The organism is Roseomonas sp. WA12, from assembly GCF_054165765.1.
Window position 1 is genome coordinate 143,202 of sequence record NZ_JBSTUI010000003.1, and the last position, 23,010, is coordinate 166,211.

The 23,010-nt window shown below is 63.5% G+C and carries 15 protein-coding genes and 2 pseudogenes; 6 read left to right on the forward strand and 11 right to left on the reverse strand.

Annotated features, from left to right (window positions below; translation table 11 throughout):
* The first annotated feature begins 219 nt into the window (after positions 1–219).
* Together ACVBD7_RS26560 and ACVBD7_RS26565 are read left to right on the forward strand one after the other, a co-directional pair.
* On the forward strand, positions 220–1,422 hold the full coding sequence (locus ACVBD7_RS26560; protein ID WP_458098512.1) for a sialidase family protein: 1,203 nt from the start codon (positions 220–222) through the stop codon (positions 1,420–1,422).
* An 824-nt stretch (positions 1,423–2,246) separates the two neighbouring features.
* Positions 2,247–2,690, forward strand: coding sequence for a CatB-related O-acetyltransferase (locus ACVBD7_RS26565; protein ID WP_458098513.1), 444 nt, complete (start codon positions 2,247–2,249; stop codon positions 2,688–2,690).
* Between the two features lie 344 nt (positions 2,691–3,034).
* On the opposite strand, the gene ACVBD7_RS26570 is transcribed toward ACVBD7_RS26565, so the two are convergent.
* From ACVBD7_RS26570 to ACVBD7_RS26590, 5 genes and pseudogenes are all read right to left on the reverse strand, one after another.
* Positions 3,035–4,474: a hypothetical protein gene (locus ACVBD7_RS26570; RefSeq protein ID WP_458098514.1), complete on the reverse strand. Its 1,440-nt coding sequence runs from the start codon at positions 4,472–4,474 to the stop codon at positions 3,035–3,037.
* Positions 4,475–4,900: 426 nt separating this feature from the next.
* Positions 4,901–5,608, reverse strand: coding sequence for an IS6 family transposase (locus tag ACVBD7_RS26575; protein WP_458098508.1), 708 nt, complete (start codon positions 5,606–5,608; stop codon positions 4,901–4,903).
* A 653-nt stretch (positions 5,609–6,261) separates the two neighbouring features.
* Positions 6,262–6,948, reverse strand: coding sequence for an HAD family hydrolase (locus ACVBD7_RS26580; protein ID WP_458098515.1), 687 nt, complete (start codon positions 6,946–6,948; stop codon positions 6,262–6,264).
* A gap of 26 nt (positions 6,949–6,974) precedes the next feature.
* Positions 6,975–8,534, reverse strand: a complete 1,560-nt coding sequence (locus ACVBD7_RS26585; RefSeq protein ID WP_458098516.1) for an aldolase catalytic domain-containing protein — start codon at positions 8,532–8,534, stop codon at positions 6,975–6,977.
* A 181-nt stretch (positions 8,535–8,715) separates the two neighbouring features.
* A pseudogene (locus ACVBD7_RS26590) lies at positions 8,716–9,623 on the reverse strand (IS5 family transposase).
* A gap of 210 nt (positions 9,624–9,833) precedes the next feature.
* On the opposite strand from ACVBD7_RS26590, the gene ACVBD7_RS26595 reads away from it, so the two are divergent.
* Positions 9,834–10,037 (forward strand): hypothetical protein, encoded by a 204-nt coding sequence (locus tag ACVBD7_RS26595; protein ID WP_458098517.1) that lies wholly within the window; start codon positions 9,834–9,836, stop codon positions 10,035–10,037.
* A gap of 63 nt (positions 10,038–10,100) precedes the next feature.
* On the opposite strand, the gene ACVBD7_RS26600 is transcribed toward ACVBD7_RS26595, so the two are convergent.
* Together ACVBD7_RS26600 and ACVBD7_RS26605 are read right to left on the reverse strand one after the other, a co-directional pair.
* On the reverse strand, positions 10,101–11,876 hold the full coding sequence (locus ACVBD7_RS26600; RefSeq protein WP_458098518.1) for a DUF4214 domain-containing protein: 1,776 nt from the start codon (positions 11,874–11,876) through the stop codon (positions 10,101–10,103).
* A 504-nt stretch (positions 11,877–12,380) separates the two neighbouring features.
* A pseudogene (locus ACVBD7_RS26605) lies at positions 12,381–13,199 on the reverse strand (IS5 family transposase); the annotation flags it as partial.
* Positions 13,200–13,328: 129 nt separating this feature from the next.
* On the opposite strand from ACVBD7_RS26605, the gene ACVBD7_RS26610 reads away from it, so the two are divergent.
* From ACVBD7_RS26610 to ACVBD7_RS26620, 3 genes are all read left to right on the forward strand, one after another.
* On the forward strand, positions 13,329–14,366 hold the full coding sequence (locus ACVBD7_RS26610; RefSeq protein ID WP_458098519.1) for an IS110 family RNA-guided transposase: 1,038 nt from the start codon (positions 13,329–13,331) through the stop codon (positions 14,364–14,366).
* A gap of 452 nt (positions 14,367–14,818) precedes the next feature.
* The gene (locus ACVBD7_RS26615; protein WP_458098520.1) at positions 14,819–14,971 is read left to right on the forward strand and encodes a hypothetical protein; all 153 of its coding nucleotides are present in this window, start codon (positions 14,819–14,821) and stop codon (positions 14,969–14,971) included.
* A gap of 156 nt (positions 14,972–15,127) precedes the next feature.
* On the forward strand, positions 15,128–15,256 hold the full coding sequence (locus tag ACVBD7_RS26620; protein WP_458098521.1) for a hypothetical protein: 129 nt from the start codon (positions 15,128–15,130) through the stop codon (positions 15,254–15,256).
* Between the two features lie 256 nt (positions 15,257–15,512).
* Here the strand turns inward: ACVBD7_RS26620 and ACVBD7_RS26625 are convergent, their stop codons facing one another.
* From ACVBD7_RS26625 to gmd, 4 genes are all read right to left on the reverse strand, one after another.
* Entirely contained in the window at positions 15,513–19,286 is a 3,774-nt protein-coding gene (locus ACVBD7_RS26625; protein ID WP_458098522.1) for a methyltransferase domain-containing protein, read from the reverse strand.
* Between the two features lie 1,045 nt (positions 19,287–20,331).
* Positions 20,332–20,529: a hypothetical protein gene (locus tag ACVBD7_RS26630; RefSeq protein WP_458098557.1), complete on the reverse strand. Its 198-nt coding sequence runs from the start codon at positions 20,527–20,529 to the stop codon at positions 20,332–20,334.
* 130 nt (positions 20,530–20,659) lie between these two features.
* A complete protein-coding gene (locus ACVBD7_RS26635) occupies positions 20,660–21,631 on the reverse strand; it encodes a GDP-mannose 4,6-dehydratase (protein ID WP_458098523.1) in 972 nt (323 codons plus the stop codon).
* A gap of 10 nt (positions 21,632–21,641) precedes the next feature.
* A complete protein-coding gene (gene gmd, locus ACVBD7_RS26640; RefSeq protein WP_458095435.1) occupies positions 21,642–22,625 on the reverse strand; it encodes a GDP-mannose 4,6-dehydratase in 984 nt (327 codons plus the stop codon).
* Positions 22,626–23,010: the final 385 nt, after the last annotated feature.

The window sequence follows — 23,010 nt, forward strand, 5'->3', positions numbered from 1 at the left end:
GGCCACGCCGCGGCGCCGGGAGGCGCGTGGGTGGATGTATCTTTGGCGCTTGCGGACGTAAAGGAGGCTTGGCGTATGCGCCGGATGGTGCTTCGCGCCCTTTTGTCAACCTTCTTCACAGACATGAACATCACCCAACCAACATTTGCGCTGACCAGGGGAGAAGAGGTAAATGTCTCGCCATTCTGTCGGGCAAGACGGTGAGGAGCGTTTTACGCGTTGACCGACTATGAATGGCCAGAAGCGAACACCTTCTCCGAGCCGCCGGTCCTTGCAGATCGCCCCCTAAACAACACACCGCGTGGGGGCGGGACCGAATCGCCCTTGCTTTCCGCTGATACGCACTATGGCACCTACGTGTCGCAGCAGATCCAAAGCATTGCCCGGGTTGGGCAGCGTATGTGGCGCGCGAACTATGGGCAAAATCACTTGAGCGTGGGCGTCGGTGGCGAAGGCCATGGGTGCTTTGTCCGACTGCAGTACAGCGACTTGCTGTCGGATGGAACTCTCGGCCCCTGGGTCTACGCCTTCGCTTGTGTGCCCCGAGCGGGGACGAAGGTGGGCGTTCTCGATCCGCATGTCTGCGCCATGCCCGATGGACGGCTGCTTATCACCATGCCAACCTCGGGCGCTGGAGGACGGGCAGCCTGGGCTTGCGTGTTGGACAATCCGCTTGCTGATCGAGGGTGGAAGGTCGGGCCTTTCTGCTTCCTCGGGATCGGCTTCGTTGGGCGTCCGCGCATCATTGACTACCGCGTCTACATAACGGTGAACGAGCCAGTGAACGGCCTTAAGCCGGTCGCTCCCTGGCAAGGCGCTCGTGTCTACCGCCTCCGCTTCGACGGTGAGATGGTGCTTCCCGAGTACATTTCCATAATCCCGCCATTTGAGCCGCGGATGGGGACGACCACCTTTCAGGAGACGAGCATCCTTCCGCTCGGAAGGCGCGGGTTCATGGCGTTCTTCCGCACGAAGACGGGGCAGTTCATCAGTAAGGACGAACGCGGCGACGGCAACTGGAGCGACCCGGATCGTTTGCCATTCCGCACCATCTCATCTAGGTACGACGCAGCCCGAAGCCCGAGCGGGCGGATAGTGTACGCAGGAAACGGACCAAAAGCGCGCGGTCGCAACGACATGTCGGTGAGGCTGTCTGAAGACGAAACACGCACTTGGCCAGAGAGAAAAGCGAAGGTGTTCTTTGCGAGCGCGTCGTCATACGCCTCGGTCGAGTTCGGAGCTGATTTGCGCGGGCAGTATAACGGACTGCTTTATGTCGCCTTTGATCATGGCCGAGGCACGACGAGGAATCCGAAAGACCGCGAGCAGTTCCTCAACGCCCTTCCGATCGCCGTCATCCGCGAGGAAGACCTCGCCGCAGGTAAGGGAGAGGTGCTCCAACTAGAAGGGATGGCTGCCTAATCAGGCTTTCTCGTGCCTCGACAAAGCGAGAGGCACTCTGTCGACCTCTCCTTGATTCAGGATCGAAAATGCGCAACAGTACGTCGCTCCCGATCAGCGAGGCCAAATAGGACGTCAGCTACTACTTGCTAGGTAACTGTGAGTGGGAGCGCGCCCGCATTGGTCTCTGGTCGGCCTCGTATGTTATCGACTATGCCGAGGCGATCGAGACTGCTGGACCGTCCGAGGCCGAAGGCTGGTACACCGACGAGGCGGAGCAGTTGGACCCCACTCACTTCCAGGAGCTACCTGCCCTGCTCTGACGAGATCTATGCGCGAAAGGTGATCTCCTTCGCCACCGCCTCGGACCGCCTGTAGCCTGGCGCTAGAAGTTGGAGGCTTAGACTTCAGAAGCTGGAACGACATCACAGGTGCGTAGAGGATGCAAAGGGCATCCGAACAGCACTAGAAATGCTCCCGACATTCCCAGGTCGAAAGGCTTTTTCACTGTGCCTAGCCTTGTGGTTACCAAAGAGTTTCGAAACTGGGCGCGGGACAACCACCTCCACTTCAACTTCCGAGGCCTAGCTCGGCCGAAGCTGGGCACGCGGCTCATATTCCACGGTGACTGTGAACTGGAGCCGTATGTGGGTCTGTTTGAGGGATCGCAGATACCTCGAAAGATGGGGGCGTTTTCGTATTCTCACTCCTCCCTCCCTATCGGGATGACCATAGGGAGGTACTGCTCCATAGCTACGGGCCTTCGCGTGATGGGAGCGGCGCACCCTGTGGGGCGGGCGTCTACCTCCCCATTTTCCTACGAGAGCTTTCGGTGGCACCCCCACATGGTGGACTTCGCTGGCGCGAATTCGCCAGATTACCGGCCGGCGCAAGTTTTCTCAGGCCGAGTACGGCGCGCCCCCGCGATCGGCCACGACGTTTGGATCGGGCAAGACGTTCTGTTAGCACAGGGCATCAGCGTCGGCCACGGCAGCGTCATTGCGTCCGGGGCGGTCGTCACGAAGGACGTTCCGCCCTACTCAATCGTCGGCGGTACCCCGGCGAGAATGCTGCGACCCCGTTTTCCGACTGACCTGATCGAGCGTTTTCTGGCGGTCGAATGGTGGAATTACGCCTTTACAGACATAGGACACCTCGGCGTCACCCAACCCGAAAGCTTCTTAGAAGAGGTGCAAGATGCCGTCGGGCGAGGGATTATAAACAACTACGCGCCGAGCACTATCAGTCCGTCCCTCTTCGTAGCGGGACAGGGCGCCCTGCCACAGTAATCCCGCGCGTAACGGCTGAGCAGCACTGACCGCGGGATCTGCAAGCGGCCCGTGTAGCCCGTGTAGATCATGAAATTGGTGATGGTCTGCCCACGCCGAAGGTGACGACGCTCGACAGCACCTCGGTCAAAAACCGGTTTAGGTGGAGGACGTGCCGAACGAAATCGGCAAGCGTGCGCAGGGCTCGTGCTCCAGGCATTCCCTACCCCTTTTTTTCGACGCTGTGCGGGGCGCCTCGCGCCGCACAGAACTGCATTCTGATCATTCAGGGCACCTCGCACGGGAAATCGTCACGGCGGCGGAGGCGCGCGGGCGGGATCGACAGACCAGTTTCAAAGCGATGGTCAGCTCATTGGCTGTGGCGCCAACAGCTGATGAAGGGCGAAAACGAGCTCGCTTTCCCGCACCTCGAAGACCCAGTGATCGGGCTGAGCACTCTCTTCGTTTAAGATAGAGACGGCGGGCTCCGTGATAACGATCGATTGCGCGTCGCTGATGTAACCCACCTTCTGTAACATTTTTTTCAACCCGTAGGCGACGGACGGAACCCCGGCGATGATACTGGAAATCAGAAATGCGGTGCCATAACTGTTGATCGCGACGTCTGCTTCCCGGGCGAGAGCCACCTTCTCGACGAGATCCTTTCGGAACAGCTCCTCTTCCTCGAATGTCACGCCCGCTTCGCTTCTTATTGCGAGGAGAGTCTCGGCAGCGTGGGCCAGGATCGTTCGATCTTTCTCTGAGGGCTCGCCCTGGCTGATCGTCCACCCGTCCCAGTAAATCTTGAGGGGGAGGCCGCGTCGCCCGGCAATCTCACTCATCTCGCGCACAACCGCTCCGAGAGCACGAACTTGGTTAGCGAAGCGCTTCTTCTCAAGGTCTAAGACAATCCAGGCAAGAAAGTGTTCGGCATGCCGGGTGCGGGGACCCTTAGTCCCCAGAAAATCGCACACGACAGAAAAATCCCGGTCCGAGCCCATTCGAACATAATGCTTGCAGAAGAAGCCCTGCTTTAGCGCGTTGGATGCCAGCTCGGTGCTCTGCAGGGCGAAACGAGGAATTTCTGCCAGTTTTGGGCAGGGCAGGACCGGATCAATGAAACAGCAATCCTTGAGCACGATTGCCTGGCCGCCCATGGCTGCGAAGCCGTTCAGCCGGCCAGCAACATCCCGCACGAGTGTGTTAAGGGACTGCGAAAAGAAGTGGGCCGGGCGATGGTCGCCGATGACGATCATACGCTGTAGCGTGCCGGCCTCTGCCCTATAGAAGTAGGAAAGAATGTCCTCCCGGTTAGCGCGCATGAAACGCAGGATGGCGCGCACGCTCTTTCGGGCAGCGCTGGTGCAGTTCCTCGGCTTCATTCTCGGGCCTGCCAAGGCAAGGTGTTGCCGGTGGTAATATAAACAGTTCGGCCGCGACCGCTCCACTACCATGGTGCAAGGGTTCTCCCCACCGAAGAAGAACAGGGACCGGTTGTTGCCAAAGGCGATGCATCCGATGAACGGCACTTCCGCGTCGTCTAGCGGTGAGCGCCACAGAATTTGTTCGTCCGTCAGGAACGCCATACCAAGCCGTACCACATCTCTGGTGTTCATGACGGTATCGGCACGACGCAGGACGTTCGAGTGCTCCGGGCTGATCTCATCAGACTGATAGATCACTTCAGTCGAGTCGGCGATTTTCACAACATCAACCCCTTTGCCGAACCAAGCCGGATCAAGGCCAAGATAGCTGATTGGGCCGCTATTCCGGGCGGGGGTGACGGGGGCGATCTGACGTTTCACGACGCTCTCCTCGAACATGGCGCAGGCCTGATCAGGATCGGCAAGTCCACTGCGCTAGCCATTCTTTTCCAACACGGACCTACGGAAGGCTGGCGAGCGTGGCGCCCGGATTTGGGTGTGCAGACCAGTCCGTAGCACCGTCAGATCGCCTCGTCCGTTGGCGCGCCCTTTCGGAGACATGCGCCGATGTTCTCGGTTACGCTGTTTCTACACTGGTACCCGGACTTCCGCACGAGCACCACAAGCGGCCGAGTAGGACAGAGCCGCCCGGCGCCATGCTGCTCTCCATGCGACGCGGTCGACAGACCTTCACGCACGCTACTTCAGCCTCTGCGCCGGCAACCAGCCGGAGAGCTTCGCAGGCCTGGTAACGGCGTTGTCAGGTTGGCGAAGTCGGGGCCAGAGAGCATCTAACCGACAAAGCCTTCAGGCGGGAGATGCTGTTCCGGTCACCTTGCGCCAGGTGCGGAATGCGGCGTCACGGGCGACGCGGTATTCGGTAGCATGCAGGCGATGGCGGCGGAGTTGGAAGTGGTTGTGGATGCGGCTGTGGTTGGCGAGGAAGCGCTGTGCATGTCGCGCCGACTTGAACCGCTGCATCTGTCGTTCCCGCCGCCGGGTTGGCTGGTGCGACACTTCGGCCCGGTTGTTGAGGTACCGGCTCTGCCGGTGCTCCACCCCGGGCAGGATGTCGCGCTTTGCCGCGGCATAGCTCTTCAGTTTGTTCGTCACGATGGCCCGAGGGACATATTGCAAGCCCTTTAGTAGCTTGCGGAAGAACCGCTTGGCCGCCTTTGCGCTCCGTCGGCTCTGCACCAGGATGTCGAGCACGACACCGTCCTGATCGACCGCCCGCCAGAGGAGGTGCTGCTTGCCGCGGATGCGGACGAACACCTCATCCATGTACCACTTGTCGCCCGGCCCTGGCCGACGTCGCTTCAGTGCATTGGCAAACAGCCGGCCGAAGCGCAGGCCCCACTCGCGGATGTTTCCGTAGCTGACCACGATCCCGCGTGCGGCCAGGATCAGTTCGACATCACGCAGGCTCAGGCTGAAGCAGTGGTACAACCACACCGCGTGCTGGATCACCTCGGCCGAATAGCGGAAGCCTCGGTAAGGGCTGGGGGGTGTCATGCAATGGAGACTGCCACCGCCCCGTCGGACCCGCCAACCTGACAAAGCCGCGACGACAGTCAGAAGAAGGTTGTCCTTCACTTCACCAACAAGGGTAGCAAGGGGCAACTCGAAACCGTGCGCGCCGTCCCCGATGTTGGAGCGGAGTAGGTCGCCTCGAGCCCTCTCCGCCGTCACCCTCGCCAGCGTCTCACCACTCGTTCGGAATTCAATGGCCAGTCGCACGCCCGGATGGGCGCGGTCATGTGCCCAGCCAAAGAGGCTACCGCGCCGCAACCCTTCCAGCCGGCCGACGATCTCGTGGATTTGGCGGTCGGTCCGGATGGAGCGCTGGTCGACCACGGCAGCCTCGGCACCCCGGCTGACGCGCAAGGCGAACACGTGCTGCTGCCCGTCCGTCAGCGAGGCGGGCAGCAGCATTTCGAAGGCGTGCACGCCGTCCCCAATGCCGGCGCGGTGCAGGTCGCCGCGGAAGCGGTCGGCAACGATCGTCCCAATCAGCGCCCCGTCGACCAGGATCTCGGCAGGCAGACGCACCTTGGGGGAAGACGGATCCCAGACCCAGCCCCGCAGCATGCCATGGCGAGCGCTCTCAATCTTTCCCTGAATGGCACCCTCATATTGTATCGCATCTATTTGTCATGGAGATCCGTTCAGGCGTCGAGAAGGGCGGGCAGGCCGCGCAGGTCGCGGATGACGGGAAAGCCGTGCTCGGCCGCGAGCGCGCGCATGCGCGACTTGGCCGTGGAGAAGTGGTCAGCATAGGCGAAGCGCGCGCCCACTGCCTCGGCCGCCGTGAAGTCGGCCTCGGCATCGCCCACGAACCAAACATCTCGCAGCGGCAGGTCGCGCCCAAGCTCCCCCGCCACCAGCTTCAGGTTCTCCGCCTTGGTCGCGGGCGAGCCATGGATGGCGCGGAACCGCCCGGCCAAGCCGCGCTCGGCGAACACCTCGCGCAGCTCGGCGCCGTCCGAACCGGAAACGACGAAGAGCGGCAGACCGCGCGCCGACAGCCCGTCCAGCACCTCGCGCATGGCGGGGGTGGAGGCGCAGCGCGTGTAGCGGCCGCGCAGAAGCCGCGCATAAGTGCCCACAAGCACGTCCCGGTCCACGCCCGCGGGCCGGGTCTTTAGATCATCCCAGGTCAGGAAGTGCTCGAAGAGCCGGTAGCGGGATGTACCGAAGTTGGCGGTCTGGTAGCGGGAGAACCGGGCGATGTCCTCGGGATGGAACCCGTGCTCCGCCAGCGCCTCGCGGAACACCTGGACTTTCAGCGTGTTGGAGACGAGCAGGACGCCGTCGCAGTCGAATACGACGGCGGCCACTGCTTTCCGGTTCATCGCGGGAGTCCTACGCGTTTCGGACCTCAGGCGACTTCCGCGATCAGCCCGTGGATCGAACCCTGCTTCACGCGGTAGCGCGTGGGGGTAAGGCTGGACAGCTCCGCCCCGCCCGGATGCGCCGCGAAGCTGTCGAGCACGGCCTGAACCTCGCGCGACAGCTCCTGCTCGGCCGCCGATGCCATGGTGTAGCCGTCGAAGCCCACCAGGAAGCAGCGGCGCGCACCGAGGCCGAGCGCGGTGCCCAGCGCCAGCGCCAGCGGCGAGTTGTCGGAAACCGGGCCGAGATGCGCCTCGTCCGTCTCGAAGGGATTGGCCTGCACCACCGGAATGGTCAGCCCCTCCGGCACGCAGCCCGGCACGCGCGGCGGTGCGGGGACCACAGCAGCAGCCACGCGGGCCATCGCCTCGGCCGGCGCGCGGAATGCGTCATGCCCGGGCAGGCATAGAAGCTGACGACCGCCGATCTGGGACGCGATATCGAGATGGCGCGAGGAGGAGAAGACCACTGCCGGATCGTGCTGCGCGACCAGCCGCGCGATAGCATCGGCATGGCGCCTTACCGAGGGACCGCCGCCGACCAGCAGCACGTCACCCGACTTCATCCCGAGCGTGGCCACATCCGGATAGACCGACTGATCCACGTCCTGCCCGCCCTGGCGCTGCAGCGCCTGCACGATCGACATGACAGAGTAGCGGTTCTTCGCCAGCCAATCCATCACGTCCTTCTGGGGCAGGTTGTTCGCGCCCGAGATCATGTAGGGCAGGTTCGTGCCCCAGCCCTGCTCGCGCTGCATCACCTCGAAGGGCGCGACCACGGCGGACAGCGCCTGGTGGTCTAGCGGCGCGTTCAGACCCTCGCGCGCGAGCTGGATGAGGATGGTCTCGGTCTTCGCATTGCCGGCGCCGCGGCCCATGCCGGTGAAGGTGCCGTCCACGATATCCGCGCCCGCCTCGATGGCGGCGAGGGTGTTGGCGAAGGCCAGGCACATGTTGTCATGGCCGTGGAAGCCGATGTCGAAGCCCGGCATCCGCTCCCGCAGCTCGCGGAACAGGCGGGACACCTCGGTCGGCGTCACGCCGCCATAGGAGTCGACCAGGGAGAGCGCGTCATAGGAATCCTGGCTGTCGATCGCGAGCCGGATGTGATCCAGGTTGTCCTTGAAGGTGGACAGGTACATCACGTTGAAGCCCACCTGCAGGCCGAGCTTCTTCAGCTCCCGCGCCAGCGACAGGCCGTGCGACAGATGTGCCGGCGCGCAGGCGATCCGCACCATGTCGAGAATGCCGGCGAGTGGGCCGAACAGCGCGGGCACGCGCTCCGGCTCCACCGCCTTGGCGTCGATCATCACCATCATCTTCTGGTCGGGGCGCAGCCGGGTACGAAGGGCGCGCAGCTTGTCCGCCGTCAGAAAGAAGTATTCGCCGTAATAACCGGACAGCTTATCATTGACGTAGCCGACCTCGACATGGTCGATCGGCAGGCGCGACACGCTGTCCATATAGGTATCGACGAGCTTGGGGTCGAAATCCCAGGATGTGTAGTAGCCGCCATCGCGGAAGGTGCAGTCCAGGACCTGAACCATAAAGCTCGCCTTCCGCTAACTAACTCAATCCATCCCAGTCTGGGCACATCCAGTGAACAATCGTTTGCACAGTTCCTGTCTCAAGTCCAGATGCGCCATTTGGTGCCACATTCCAAACGGTTCTCCACCGTGTTGCATGGCTCGCGGGTATGGGCGGACTGCGCCCTATCCTGATCTGGGCTCATGTGAGGCGGACGTACTCCGGGCGTCCGAACTCGAGCATGCGGTTCAGCACGGCGACGGCGGCGGCTACCTCGGCTTCCTGCCGCCCCTCGGTTTGCGAGCGTAGGCCGTCGCCGATGACGCGCTTCCATCGTGAGATGTCGGCCTCCACAAGGGCGCGCCAGTTGTACCCTGACGCCCGCTGCCAGCCCATGCGGCCGCGCTCGGTAATAATCTGCATATGTCGGTCCAGCTGCGTCGGCGCGGTCTCGGCCGTATCGCTCCTCACCGCGCTTGATCGGGGCGGGACGATGACGCCGGCCGTCGGATACCGCGCAGCGACCCCGGCGTAGAGGTCGTCTCGGTCATACGCTCCATCGCCGGTGAAGGACGCCACGGGCCCGTCGACCTGGTCGAGCAAAGGCCCGACCCGCGAGCCATCATCGGTATCCTTGTCGGACAGTGCCGACGCGACGATCCACCCGGTCTCGGCATCGGTGGCGAGATGAAGCTTGCGTCACCCGCGCCGCGTCCTCATGCATTGCTTTTCCACGAGCCACTCACCGGGGCCGCAGAGCTTCAGTCCCGTGCTGTCCACCAGCAGGTGCACGGGCTCGCGCCCAGGGCGCGGACGCGGCACCTCCATCGTCTCGGCCCGGCGGCTTATGGTGCTGTGATCGGGTACGGCGAGGTCGAGTCCGAGCAGGCCGATGATGGAGGCGACGAGGCCTTCCGTCTGCCGCAGCGCCAGGCGAAACACCGCCCGCAGTGTCAGCGCCGTGGTGATGCCAGGGCGGAGTAGCGGGGCTGACCACCACGGCCAGTACGTGGCTCTGCGCCCCACGCCTCGATGACCTCTCCCGTAAACCATACAGTGAGGCTGCCGCGGGCACGCAGACCAGCCTCGTAGGAAGGCCAGATCGTCACCCGGTGCCGCTACTTTGGGATACGGTGCCGGCGGTCGGCATTGGCCTTGTACGGCATGGCGGGCGCCTCGTTATCCATCGAGGGGCAGCCCTCACGCCAGCCGACCCGAGGATGCCCAACCGAACGACCCATGCACCAAGGTCCGTCCATGCTGAACTGCGAGTAACCGCGCCGTGCCGCGGCGTCCCGCCCTACAGGAGCGGCGAGCCCATGGAAGGTGTCGCGCTCGGCGGGCGTCAGCGTGCGACGGGCAGTTTCAGAAAGATCCGCTGCGTATACCCGGGCGTTATCGCCGTGAAGGCCCGGAGGAGGCCTAGCCTCAAACAGGCGATCGGCGTCCAGATTGACGGTGTGGAGGCAGCTACGGAGGCGCTGATGCTCGCGCTCGACGCCGCGCGTGGTCAGGGCGGGTGAGTGACGAGAACTGCCCAGCAGGTCCGGAGCGGATCCCAACCTGCCGGGCACTGAACTTCAGTTCTACCCGAAAACGATCCCATATTGATCCGGGTTCTCGCTCATGATGTTGGGCGCGGTAAGCGCCTTGTGTTCGTTGCTCTCGGAAAAGCCGAGCACCGCGTCCGCCCGGGTGATTTCGTCGGCATTAATCGCTCGTACCCAGTTGGCCTTACCGCCGGGATCGGACGCGCGATCCAGCGAGTTGACGTACAGCAACTCGACAAAGTCGCTCGTGCTCACGCCTGCCCCATAGCGGTTGGCGAACTCGGCGCTACCGATGAAGCCTTTTACCACGTCCGCGACCGTGGCGCCGCCAGTGTCTAACCCCTGTCGCCAGTTCTGCAGTCCTGCCAGGTCGGGCAGTCGGCCGAAGGTCGTATCATAGAGCCGTGCGATGAAGGCTGCGTCTTCAGAGACGTCCCAGATCCCCTTCTGAACGATCCCGGCCGTGTTGGCTCGGTTCTCGACGCTTTCGGAGAAGCCAACCAGTGCGTCGGCGCGTGAGATCGTCCCTTTGTTGATCCAGTCGACCCAGTTGGCCTTGCCCTGTGCGTCGGATGCGCGGCCTAGGGCATTCACATACAGGCGCTCCACGAAGTCAGGCGTCGAGAGATTGCTTCCGTAGCGGCTGGCAAACTCCTGGCTTGTCAGAAAGCCGTTTGCCAGGTTCGACAAGGGCGCACCGTCCTCGATGCCTGAAATCCAGTGATTCAGGCCAGTCTGGTCGGCTTGGCGTCCAAGCCCCGCTTGATAGAGCCGAACGACCTGCGCTGCTGGATCGGACAAATCAAACACCATCCGGCCATCCGCGTACTGGATGATCTCTACTTGCTTGTAGCGATCAACATCACCATTCTGCATGCGTACCACGATGCTTTCTGCGGCATTGAAGGAGAAACTCGCGCCATGACGGCCAATATCACCTGAGGAGCCGACATCCCAGCCAATCCCGCCAACTATTAGGTCACTACCCTGCCCATCATAGAGGATGTCGTTGCCCGCGTGACCGTAAATCTGATCATTGCCGGCACCGCCCTTTATTGTATCCGCTCCGCCTAAGCCGAAAAGAAGATCCGCGTCGTTCGATCCTAAAATGCTGTCAGGTCCTTCTGTAGCGACCCGTGGCGCGTTAGGATTCGAAGCCGTAAGTACGGGATCTATGTTGATAACACTGCTATAATTCAGATTATCATTCTTATCCCTGATCATTGAATTGATTGTGGACCGGTTTGTCGTCCCAAACCAATTTTCTTGCGCATTCATGTATGCGCCGGATGAGGCGTAGGGACTCAGCTGGAGAGCAACACGGTCCACACTTAAGAAGTTGTTGCCGGTGACACTGGGGGTCCCGTAGGAACTCTGAACTGCGTATCGTTCGCCGGACGAATATTCGTACCCGTCGCCGCGCTGGTTCAAGAACGTGTTATTGGTAATTGATATCGGAGTCTGAACCGCAGAAACGTATAAGCCGCCAGAATTCACAAAGAGATTGTGATCTATCGAGAATGGTGCGGCGCTTGAGACGTTACGCCCCGAACCAATATAGATGCTTCCGAGCACGTCACTAAATACATTGTTTGTAATCGTGATATCACTGAATACTCCCGAGGTATCCCCCAGGTTTAGCAATCGCCCGCCAAGCATTTGGGTGTAGTTAAGATTCAAGTCTCCGCCCTGCTTCAAATTGACTGAGACATTCTCTAAGCGCACTAAGCTTTCGGCGTTGCCATTGATGTTTAGATTTCCGAAAGCCTCAATCTTGCCGCCATTAACGACAACGCCGGGCTCAATGGTCAATGTGACGCCAGCTGCAACTTGCACAGTAGTGTCACCAAGGTATTGAACAGTGCCAGCGCGCCAAACTGTATTGTAACTTATGATTTGCGTTGTAGCCATCGGAGTTGTCGATCCCTTTTTTGACGTTCAGGTCTTCTTGTTACACTATTAAGTGGCTCATGCTATTAAGCTCATCGTCTTTTTTCAGTCGCAGATGTCGACCGGCCGCAGGTACTTAGTCGGCGAAATCGATGAGCATCAAAGTTAGCACATCTTTTTATTGTAACGTACTCTGACATCTGCGCTAGGCCCTATCTACTTGTGTAGCCTGAGGCTCAGTCTTGCTCTATCCTATTCGGGCCGCTTGCGTCGACGCTCAAAGGCAACCTGCCTTACGTGCCGAACAGGTAATCATGCCGTGGTATTGGCCGGTCCAGCTCGCAAGCCTGAGTCTTCGTCTCGCATGCCATCGTGCGATACTTGATGACACTCAGGTGCTCTAATTGACTGTTTGAGAATCCAGCGATGGGCGACCCTGCGGAGCAGGAGGGCGCCCATGGCGACGTTGATCATGGCCTCGGAGACGTCGAGGCGTCGCTCGTAGTCGCGGACCAGGCGGCGCCAGCGGATCATCCAGCCGAATGTGCGCTCCACCACCCAGCGGCGCGGGAGGACCTTGAACCCGTCCTTCGGGTCGGACCTTCGGACAATCTCGATGACGAAGTCGAGGGAAGCGGCCTTGTCCATCAGCTTTGTGCGGTCGTAGCCCGCATCCGCAAAGAGGTGCCTCAGCCACGGCCAGCCGCGACGGATGGCGGTCAGGATCGTCTGCGCGCCAGCGCTGTCCGAGACGTCAGCAGGCGTGAGGTTTACCATCAGCAGCCGTCCGTCCGTGTCCACGGCGACGTGGCGCTTGCGCCAGACGATCCGCTTGCCTCCATCATAGCCCCGCATCTCAGCGAATGGTGCCTTGACCGTCTGGCTTTCGAGCACCCCGCCCGAGGGGCTCGCCTCGCGACCCACCGCCTCACGGTCCAGCATCAAGGCCACGTCGTGGATCGTGCGGAACAGGAACCGCCGGACGAAGCGCCGGAACCACCAGTAAACCGTCTGCCACGGCCCGAAGTGGATCGGCAGCATGCGCCAGCCGCCGCCTGAGCGCGCCAGATAGCGGATCGCGTTCAGCACCTCACGCAGGTCGACCGATGGCCTGCGACCCCGTCGCGAGGCGGGTGGCATCAGCGGCTTGATATGCGTCCACTCCTCATCCGTCAGATCAGATGGGTAGCGCTTGGTCTTGCGGGCAAGCTCGGCCATCCGCCCACGCGTCTCTCGGGTCCACATGCCAAGCCTGAACCACCCCAGTTCCGCCCTGCCAAGCCTTTCTCAAACTGATGCGGTGGACGGCCCCTGAGCGGCATCAGTGTGCCAGGATCCCGGCTGTCAAAGTCAGCGAGCAAGGGGGCCGTCTACATGCAGGTTACCACCATCGGCTTGGACATTGCCAAGCGAGTGTTCCAGGCGCACGGGGTCAATGCGGCCGGTAAGGCGGTGCTGCGGCGCAAGCTGCAGTGGGCCGAGGTGCTGACGTTCCTCAAGGGCCTGTCGCCCTGCCTGATTGGCATTGAGGCATGTGGCACGGCGCATCATTGGGCGCGCGAGATCCGCGCGCTGGGTCACGAGGTTCGCCTGATGCCGGCATCTTACGTGAAAGCCTGCGTCAAGCGCGGCAAGACGGATGCGGCCGACGCCGAGGCGATCTGTGAGGCAGTGACCCAGCCGACCCTGCGGTTTGTGCCGGTAAAGACGCCTGAGCAGCAGGCGGTGCTGATGCTGCACCGGTCGCGGGACCTGCTGGTGCGGCAAAGGACCATGCTGGTGAATGCGCTCCGCGGGCACATGGCTGAGCTGGGCATCATCGCCCCTCAGGGCATTGGCCGGGTGGCGGACCTCGTCGCTGTGCTCTTGGGCGAGGACGAGACGGTGATGCCGCCACTGGCCCGGCAGGCGCTGCGGGGATTGGCAGAGGAGCTGGAGTCCCTGGGCCACCGGGTGGCGGCGCTCGAGGCCGATATTCTCGCATGGCACAAGGAGAACGAGGTCAGCCGCCGGCTTGCTACCATCCCGGGCATCGGACCCATCACTGCCTCTGCGATCGTGGCGAGCATCACCGATCCCGCGCAGTTCCGTTCTGGCCGACACCTCGCGGCCTGGATTGGGCTGGTGCCCCGGCAAAACTCAAGCGGCGGCAAGGAACGGCAGGGCGGCATCTCCAAGCAGGGCGATCGTACCCTGCGCCGTCTGCTCGTACTGGGTGCTACCGCGGTGATCCGTCATGCCAGAACCCGGTCAACCACCGAGGCCAGCTGGCTCAAGGCGCTGCTGGATCGCCGCCCGGCCAAGCTCGTGGCCGTGGCACAGGCCAACAAGACCGCTCGTATCGTGTGGGCCTTGCTGACCAGGGGCGGGACTTATCGAGCCTCGGCCACGGTTCAGGCCACCGCGGCGTGAGGCCGTGAGAGATCCCCACCGGCTATCGCCGCGACCGGAGCGGTAGCGAGGGTGGTGGCGACGTGATGGCGCACCGGTCGAGCCCGGGGCCCGGCACAACCCGGTAAGTGTCTTGCGCCCAAGAGCGCGACAAACTGATTGGGAGCCGAACCGCGGACTGCATCAGGGCCAGCGGTCATGAGGACCGCCTCAACAGGCCGGACACATGACCGACCCGACCGCGCCGCCAGAACGTCACATCGCCCTTGCGTCGAAGGGGCCGTCCACACAAGAAGACCTTGCGAGCGATGAGGGCTGAAGGGCTATCGTTTAAGGAGATCTGCGCCACCATCGGTCTCGAGAGATGCCATGTAGCTCACGCTTGCAGGCACTACCGGATCCCGAAGCCCAGGGTCCCGTTGGTGAACGTCCGAAATCCCTTGCTCAATTCAATTCGCAGGCGTGCGGAAGCAATGAACATCACTCTCTCGTCTCTCGACCGAGAGCTGAAACACCAGTTCCTTCTGAAGAAGTATGGCGACGCCGGCATCTCGTTGAGAAAGGCAGACCGGCTTGCCCAGATGCTTGGCGGCCGGATGACCATTGAGTGGGAGCCGCTCTGCTGAACTGGCGGCGTATCCGAGGTGAGGGATGCACGACGCCACTCCAGAGAGCCTCCCCAGGCTCGCGCCCCCCTGGGCGCGTGAGGACCTGGACCGCTGGATTGCCCGGCGCCGCGGCATCGTGGCACCGTCAGATGAACCGAACACCTGGGACGACGCGTGACCCTCATCGAGGCCGCGTTGAAGGCTGCAGGCGTCGAGTGCAGCGCCGAGAACGAGGAGGGTGCCGGCGTGCAGATTCTGCTGGGAGGACATGCTTTCAGAGCCGGCCGCCATTTCCCCCACTGATTGGGGGGCGACGGGCTGTGCGCCTGGTGAGCTAGGCGCGCCTGTTGGAAGCGGCCGAGGATATAGAGCGGCTTCTGTCGCTCCTGGACAGACCTCTTCGGGGGCCTTTGGGCGAGGTGGCCCGCCATTTCATATCGACCGCGCGCCCGGCCTGGGCTGGCGTGCGGCTTCGCAAGCTCACCCCAGGTACCTGCAGCGTGCAGAGCCACGCTATTACCGCGTCTGGCGGAAGGCTTACCCCGAGACGGTCTAGGCATCACTCCTCGGCGTAGTAGCCAGTCAGGTACCAGGCCTTGTCCTCGTGAACGCGGGTCGCCGTCCGTCCCCGCTCGAGCACCAGTGGGGCCACCTCCTTCGGGCAGTAATGCGTCACAACGCTACGCCGCGTGGTATGCGGCGAGATCGGCAGCCCACCATGGGCAAGGTCGGCATGCCAGATCAGGACATCGCCGCGCTTGGCTAGGAAGGTGCTGGGGGTCATGCCCGCCTCTAGGCCGCGCCGCTCCAGATTGGCGGAGTAGTTCTCCATCTCCCCGCGCAACTCGTTCTTGCGCAACATGCGCTGGGCATCCCACAACGTCTTGTAGCGCCCGCCATAGAGGAAGTCGGGCAGGCGATGGCTGCCCTCCAGATAGGTCAACTCGCCCGCGCCGGGCGTCACGTCCTCGAGGGCGATCCAGGACGCGGCGAACTGCGTGGGCAGCGAATAGGGCACGTAGAGCGTGTCCTGATGGTAGCCCTGGGCCGAGCCGCGGAGGAAGGTCAGCGACTGCGAGGCCATCACCCTTCGGGCGAAGATCAGTTCTAGCACTTCCCGCACCGGCGGAGCGAAGATCAGGTTCCGGATGGCAGGCGACCACCAGTGCAGGTCGAGCGCCTTCGCCGGCTGCGTCTGCACCGCCGGGTCCCAGGCCACGGGCCGGTAGCCGCCCACCGTGGGACACTCAAAGCGAACATCGGGCATCTCGCCGTCATAGGCGCGGCGCAGGTCCTCGGCCGCGGCCGCCGCCTGCGCCTCGCTGATCGCGCCGCGCAGGATGACGTAGCCGTGCTGCACCCAGTGGCGCAGCAGCGTGGCCTGGGCCTCGTCGATCTCGCCCAGGTCCAGCCGCCCCTGGATGAGGTCCAGCGCGTTGCCCTGGTCGAGCCAGGTGCCTCCGAAGCGCGACGGGATGCCGGCTGGATTGTCCGGCCGCGGAGCGAAGCGGTTGGGCAGGTAGCCACGGAACCGGCCGATCCGCTCGTAGTGCTCCGCCGCGTCCTGCGCCCGCCCGGCGGCGATGTCGTCCCCGGCCGCATGGTAGGAGGCCGCGTACCACTCGGCGTCGAAGCGTTCCCCCTCAGTATAGCCCGGCGACGGAATCCGCCCTTCCGCCTTGCCGCTCTCGGTCCAGTGACTGAGGCCCGACGGCAATGCACCGCTCCGCACCGCCGCGGCGACGTCCGGATAGGTCTCGAGATACCAGGCCTCATCGAAGCCTACCGCCGCCTCCTCGCCCATGTCGCGCTTCGCGTCCCGATCGGGCTGCATGTCAGTCTCCGGCTTGGCCGGAGCAGCGGCAGGAACCGGTGCAACCGTCTGCGGCGCAGCGGTGGACGGCTGCTCGACGCGAAGCGCGGCCAGTTCGCCGCTCATGCGCTCCTGCTGGGCTTGGAGCGTGTCGATGGCGGCGTTCAGGCGCCGGACGTTGTCGTACAGCCGGCGGGCCGGGGGAAACAGCGCGGCAGCGCGGCCTGGGAGGGAGCGGATCATGGTCAATCCCTGCTGACGTTTTCCGAATGGCTTCGGCGAAGCGGTGATGGTGGCGAAGTCGCTGCCGATGGTGCCCGCCGCCATGGCGGCATCCTCCATGGCGAACAGCGCATGAAGAATCGCCGTGTCCTCCGGGGAGGCCGGGTCGAAGTTCTGCGCGATGCCCCCGAGCGCGATATGCGCGAGGGTGCCGCCGAGGGCACGGAGCTCGACGATATCGAAATGGGGAGCGAGAGCCGGGATCAGATCCTCGGACCGGATCGCCTCGCTCGGATCGGCGGCGATCATCTCCTCGATCGTCGGGCGCCGCAGCGTCTCCTTGGGCTCGCCGCCCGGCAGGCGGCGCAGCCGTGGAGGAAGGCTGTCGAGGAATTCGTTGGCAAGCCGAAGCTGCGCGTCGGTCCACTGGAATCGCGTGGGGCCGACGTACTCATGCAGGTGAAGGATTCCACCCGGACGGAGCGCCCGGCGCGCCGCGGCGTAAAGCGCATCTAGCTGCTCGACATGGTGCACGGACGAATGGGCGATAACCGCATCCACCGAGCCGGGGGCCAGATCAATCTGCTCCAGGTCGGCCACATGATAGCGGACCTGCACCAAGCCGAGCTGGCGGGCCTGGCGCTCCGCCTCTGCCACGGCACCCGCAGCGATGTCGTAGCCGTCCACCTTGCTGACCATGCCACGGGCGGAGAGGTCCCGTTCCAACCCGCCGAAGCCGCAGCCAATAGAAATTGTGCGGGGGATTGGCAGTGTCCATCCGCGCTCGCGTAGCAGGGCTGAGAGCCGGTCATACGCATCCTGGGCTGGATTGCCTGACGCCAGAAGGTTACTGCGGGCGCGCACGGTAGGATGAGCCATCCAATACCAGCCGGAATCCGCTGCTTGCTCGTCAGGGCTGACTGACCAAGCCTCGTTAATGCGATTAGCCCCGCCAACGACGCCATCGAACCACGCGCCCGGCACGGGCGTGGTGCGGCGGGCATAACTGCTGGCCGGATCAAAAGGGGGACGACCCTCTTTCCATCCGAAGGCGAGATAGTGGGCAAGGACGGACGCATGGATCCCCTGCTTCACCGCGGCGGCGACGTCAGGGAAAGCCTCGGCATACCAAACGGCGTCGAAGCCGGTCACTCCTGCTGCATCCTGAGCCGCCTGCTCCGAGGGAGAAAGCGGCAAGGCGATGTCGGGGTGGTCGAGAAACAAGCCATCCGCGCCGTGAAGCTGCCCGGCCGGCGCTCGGCGGAGCACGAGCACGTCGTGGTGCCGATCCCACCCGCGCTCGTAATAGGATTGCAAGCGCAAGCCGCTGCGGGCAAGCAGCGTCTCGTACCAGCCGCGGGCAGCGAGTGAGATGCCGTAATTGGCATCACCGTCACCACCGCGGTAGCCATATCCGTCCGCTAGATACTGCGCGATCAGCCGGCATGCAGCAGGATCGCTCAGGCCATAGCTCCGCGACCGCATTTGAGTCGTGACATGTTCACCATGGCTCGTCACGACGAGACGTGAATCTGGCCCCATGTGCCGTGCTGCGAAATCGAGAAACTGCCGGATCTGATGCTCCGGAAGATGCGCCAGCAAAGAGCCGGCCCAGATCAGGTCAAAGGAGCCGCCAAGCTGCAGGTCACGGAAGTTAGGGGGAGCACACACGCCCGTCGCACCGAACGTGGAAGCGGTTAAATCTACTTGGGACGGGTCGAAGTCGCATACGGTGATAGCTGCGTCTGGGTAGTGCTCGCGGAGCATGCGTGTGACGTGCCCGCTGCCGCACGGCAGGTCGAGGATGGCCCGCGGTGCGGGCGCACCAAGCAGCGAGGCCTCGATGACCTTGAGCGCCGACATGCCAACCCGAAGATAGCGTTCGTCACTGCCGTCGAACATTACGTCGTTGGAAGACAGCTCCGTGACGATGCCAGGAAGAGCAAACCTGCAAGGCGGAGTCAGTGAGGACATAATGGCGGCCGTGTTTCCAAGTTCGGTCCCTAACATGCCCTCGAGGGACCTGCCAACACCGCGCCGTCCTGGTCCGCTGGCGCCACCTACCGCGACCTCGGGGAGACGCTGGACCTTGCCCGTGACGCCGACAGGATGCGCGCTTGGCAGGCCTGGCTGCAGTCGCGCCAGTGCGGGCTGCCGCCCTTTCCCTGGACAGCGCGCAGGGTCGCGGTGGCGCGCCGGATACTGGCCGAAGGCTGCGCTGAATGAGGCGATCGAGGAGGGCCTATTAGGCTGCGCGAAATCACTCTCGGAAAGGAGGACCGCTGAGGGCGGGATCATTATGGAGATATCTGAGCGATTCCCCTGGCTCGGCCGTTCCCAAGACTAGGGTGTGGTTCTGACAAGTATCTTTGTTTAAGATTGTTTCATGGCGGCGACTACTATACTGCACGCGAACATCAACCAAACATTGTGAAAATAATGGGTTGATTATCGTGCGACCACCAGGCTCCATTACTATCCCAATGAGGTAGTTCATGCTCCATTGATTATTGGTAGATCGTGAGACGCTAACGAATACTACATTGTCGGGTGTGTTGTTCAGAAGCCAGAACCGATTGTGCGGTGGCCAGGGCGGGTAAGTCTGAGCGTTCGCCGTTGTGATCGCAAAGGCTGCGACTGCGATCAGCGCCCTTTGGAAACTGAGCATGAGCAATCCCTTCAGCATGAAAGCGGGAATACTGGCTCAGGAAACTTGGTTCAATGTTTTCAGAATACGCCAATGCTCTAGCGGCTGGGTTGCACGCCACTCAGCAATGGACGATCTAGCCCGCAATTCCGAACAGCCATCAACGTCCGAGGCCGGGACGCAGAGGCGCCCAACGAGCAGCGCAACGACTTCCTGATCGTGGTCCCTGGCCAAGATTGGGCGTGCTAGAGTTGCCCTTATGACGCATCCCTACCACCACCGCCCGGATTGATCGTGACGCCTGAAGAAGCAGCTAAGATGCTGCGCCGCCTTGGTTACTCAGTCCGTCTGCGCGCCAATGCAGCCAGGAACGTCAAGATGCTGGCTGTCTACGAGGCTGGAGCCAGCATGGAAGAGGTTGCCCGCACCTTCGGGCTAAGCTTAGAAACGGTGTGGCGTGCGCTCCACGATTGTGAGGCGACAGTTCGGCCAACGGGTCGGTCGAGGCCACAGAACCCGCCCAAAGCCACCTAAACTTGCCCAGCGCTGGCCCAGCCCTACCACCGGCACCGATCAGCCTGACCGCTGGACGAGTGGAATAGTCATTCGGGCTAGAGCATTTAAGACTCACTCGAACGCATCGTCAGATTTGACGAGGTAGTTCCTGAACCCGTCTGGGGTGAAAGTTTGCAGCAATCAGCCGATGGTGCTCCAGAAGGTCTTTCTGGCGCGGGCTGCGGCCTTACGAAGCAACGCCTTCAGCTTGGCAAAGGCAAAGGAAAGCGCACCATCCAGCAGCGGTACGGGGGCGCCGTCCAACGCCGTGACATCGGCAAAACGGTCGCTGGTCCAGGTAGTCGAAGCACCAAGATCAAACCCGGTGAGGACCCGCATAAACCTCGCGCCAACCTGCCAGCGTCAAGCAAACACTCCCGCCACGTCGCGCGGCCCGCTTCCTGCGGCGGAGAGGATGACCGCCCCGAGCGCGCCAATCGACATAATCGCTCCGGCACCGGCGATCTGACTACTCGCCGGCCGCGACCCGGGCGCGCCAGTCGGCGAGCACGCTCGCCAGCGTCTCCTCCCAGTGGATCCTTGGCGCCCATCCCAGGGCCATGCGGGCGCGGGTGCCGTCGCCCAGCACCTGGGTCACGTCGGTCGGGCGCAGCCGGGCCGCCTCCTGCTCCACCCGCGCTTCGACCCCGGCCAGGCGGAGAAGGCTGTCCAGCAGGTCGCCGATGCGGCGGGGGGTGCCGGAGCAGATGTTCAGGGCGATGCCCGGGGCCAAGGTCTCCGCCCTGGCCAGGGCCGCGACATAGGCTGCGCAGACGTCCCGCACGTCCAGGAAGTCGCGCCACCGGTCCAGCGCGCCGGTGCGCAGGACAGGCGGTTGCCGGCCGGCCTCGATACGGGCGATCTGATGGGCGAAGGCGGCCACGACGAAGCCGTCCGTCTGGCCGGCGCCGGTATGGGTGAAGGGGCGGAGGCGAATGGCGCGCAGGCCCCGCAGCGCGATCTCCCCGACCGCGAGATCGGCCGCCGCCTTGCTGGCGGCATAAGGGTTGGCCGGGGTGGGCGCGGTGTCCTCCGCCACAGGCAGGCCGCTGCGGAAGGCAAGCCCGTAGACCTCGCCGGAGGAGGCGAGGAGGAAGGATGCGGCGGGCGCCACCCGCAACACCGCCTCGGCCAGGGCCACGGTGCCCGTGAGGTTGGTGCGCCAGGCCCCCATCGGGTCGCGGAAGGAAGCACCGACATTGGCGCGGGCGGCCAGATGGACCACCGCATCGGGTCGGGCTGCCGAGACGGCATCCGGGATCGAGGCGGCGTCGTCGAGGTCGAAGGCCAGCGCCTCGTCCGCACCGGCAGACCGATCTTCCCCGGCACTGCGCGTCGCGGCGACGAGGACGGCATCCGGAAAGGCGGCGCGCAGCGCGGGCAGCAGATGGCAGCCGACGAAACCGCCGGCTCCCGTCAGCAGGATGCGCGCCGGCCGCATGTTGGCGGGCCTAGCGGAGCTGGCGCGCGCGGTGACGGGCGAGGTCGGCCTCGACCATCTCCTTGATCATGTCCTCGAGGCTCGTCTCGGCGGCCCAGCCGAGCTTGGCCTTCGCCTTGGCCGGGTCGCCCAGCAGCACGTCCACCTCGGCGGGGCGCATGAAGGCGGGATCCACCTTCACGAATTCCTCGTAGTCCAGCCCGACATGGGCGAAGGCAATGCGGGCCATGTCGCGCACGGTGACGGTGCGGCCGGTGGCCACGACGTAGTCGTCCGGCACCTCCTGCTGCAGCATCAGCCACATGGCCTTCACGTAGTCCCGCGCATGGCCCCAGTCGCGCTTGGCGTCCATGTTGCCCATCAGCAGCTCGGAAGCCAGGCCGAGCTTGATGCGGGCGGCGCCGTCCGTGACCTTGCGGGTCACGAACTCGATGCCGCGCAGCGGGCTCTCATGGTTGAACAGGATGCCGCTGCTGGCGTGCAGGCCAAAGCTCTCGCGGTAGTTCACCGTCATCCAGTGGGCGTAGAGCTTGGCGACCGCATAGGGAGAGCGCGGGTAGAAGGGCGTCGCCTCGCTCTGCACGGGCTCCTGGATCAGGCCGTACATTTCGCTCGACGAGGCCTGGTAGAAGCGGGCCTTGGGCGCGGCGAGGCGCACCGCCTCCAGCATGTTGCCGGCACCCAGCGCGGTGACCTGGCCGGTCAGCAGCGGCTGGTTCCAGGAGGTCTTCACGAAGGACTGGGCGCCGAGGTTGTACACCTCGTCCGGCTGGACCTCCTGCAGGATGCGCAGGAGCGAGGACAGGTCGATGAGGTTGCCGTCCATCATCGTCACCCGGCCGGCGATGCCGAGCCAGCGCAGCCGCTCGTCGATGACGTCGCCCGAGGAGGATCGGCGCAGCAGCCCGAAAACCTCGTAGCCCTTCTCGAGAAGGAGTTGGGACAGGTAGGCCCCGTCCTGTCCGGTCACACCGGTGATGAGCGCGCGCGGCATTGGATCCAGTTTCGCTGGTGTTCAGGCCGGGTGCGTTTAGCGGCCTTGTTGCGCCGTCGCTAGAGCGGGATGACCAAACGGGCCTGGCCGCCCTCCCCAGCGCCCTCGACAACCTGCTAATGTTGCACAGTCTAGTGGGCTCGGTCGACTGCATGAGGAAGCAAGCAGTGCTGGATAACTATGTAAACTACGAGGACGGCGTCCGCGACGTGACAAACGTCTGTAGGAGGCCACGTTCTCGGCGCGGCTAGCGCTACTTTGGCAGTCTTGGTTGAGATGGTGCGCTGATCCACTTGCGGCAGTGCGGGCATTGCGGCGGAGCTCTGGCAAAGCCTCCGCTCAGCCCGTCACCCTGGCCCCGGAGTGGGTGCGCCCCGTTCAGATG

Bases quoted from the DNA above. Each gene is read 5' to 3' on its own strand.
- ACVBD7_RS26630 (WP_458098557.1), bottom strand. From the start codon at position 20,529: ATGCGGGTCCTCACCGGGTTTGATCTTGGTGCTTCGACTACCTGGACC.
- ACVBD7_RS26635 (WP_458098523.1), bottom strand. From the start codon at position 21,631: ATGCGGCCGGCGCGCATCCTGCTGACGGGAGCCGGCGGTTTCGTCGGC.
- gmd (WP_458095435.1), bottom strand. From the start codon at position 22,625: ATGCCGCGCGCGCTCATCACCGGTGTGACCGGACAGGACGGGGCCTAC.
- ACVBD7_RS26610 (WP_458098519.1), top strand. From the start codon at position 13,329: ATGCAGGTTACCACCATCGGCTTGGACATTGCCAAGCGAGTGTTCCAG.
- ACVBD7_RS26625 (WP_458098522.1), bottom strand. From the start codon at position 19,286: ATGATCCCGCCCTCAGCGGTCCTCCTTTCCGAGAGTGATTTCGCGCAG.
- ACVBD7_RS26580 (WP_458098515.1), bottom strand. From the start codon at position 6,948: ATGAACCGGAAAGCAGTGGCCGCCGTCGTATTCGACTGCGACGGCGTC.
- ACVBD7_RS26615 (WP_458098520.1), top strand. From the start codon at position 14,819: ATGAACATCACTCTCTCGTCTCTCGACCGAGAGCTGAAACACCAGTTC.
- ACVBD7_RS26585 (WP_458098516.1), bottom strand. From the start codon at position 8,534: ATGGTTCAGGTCCTGGACTGCACCTTCCGCGATGGCGGCTACTACACA.
- ACVBD7_RS26595 (WP_458098517.1), top strand. From the start codon at position 9,834: ATGGAAGGTGTCGCGCTCGGCGGGCGTCAGCGTGCGACGGGCAGTTTC.
- ACVBD7_RS26565 (WP_458098513.1), top strand. From the start codon at position 2,247: ATGGTGGACTTCGCTGGCGCGAATTCGCCAGATTACCGGCCGGCGCAA.
- ACVBD7_RS26575 (WP_458098508.1), bottom strand. From the start codon at position 5,608: ATGACACCCCCCAGCCCTTACCGAGGCTTCCGCTATTCGGCCGAGGTG.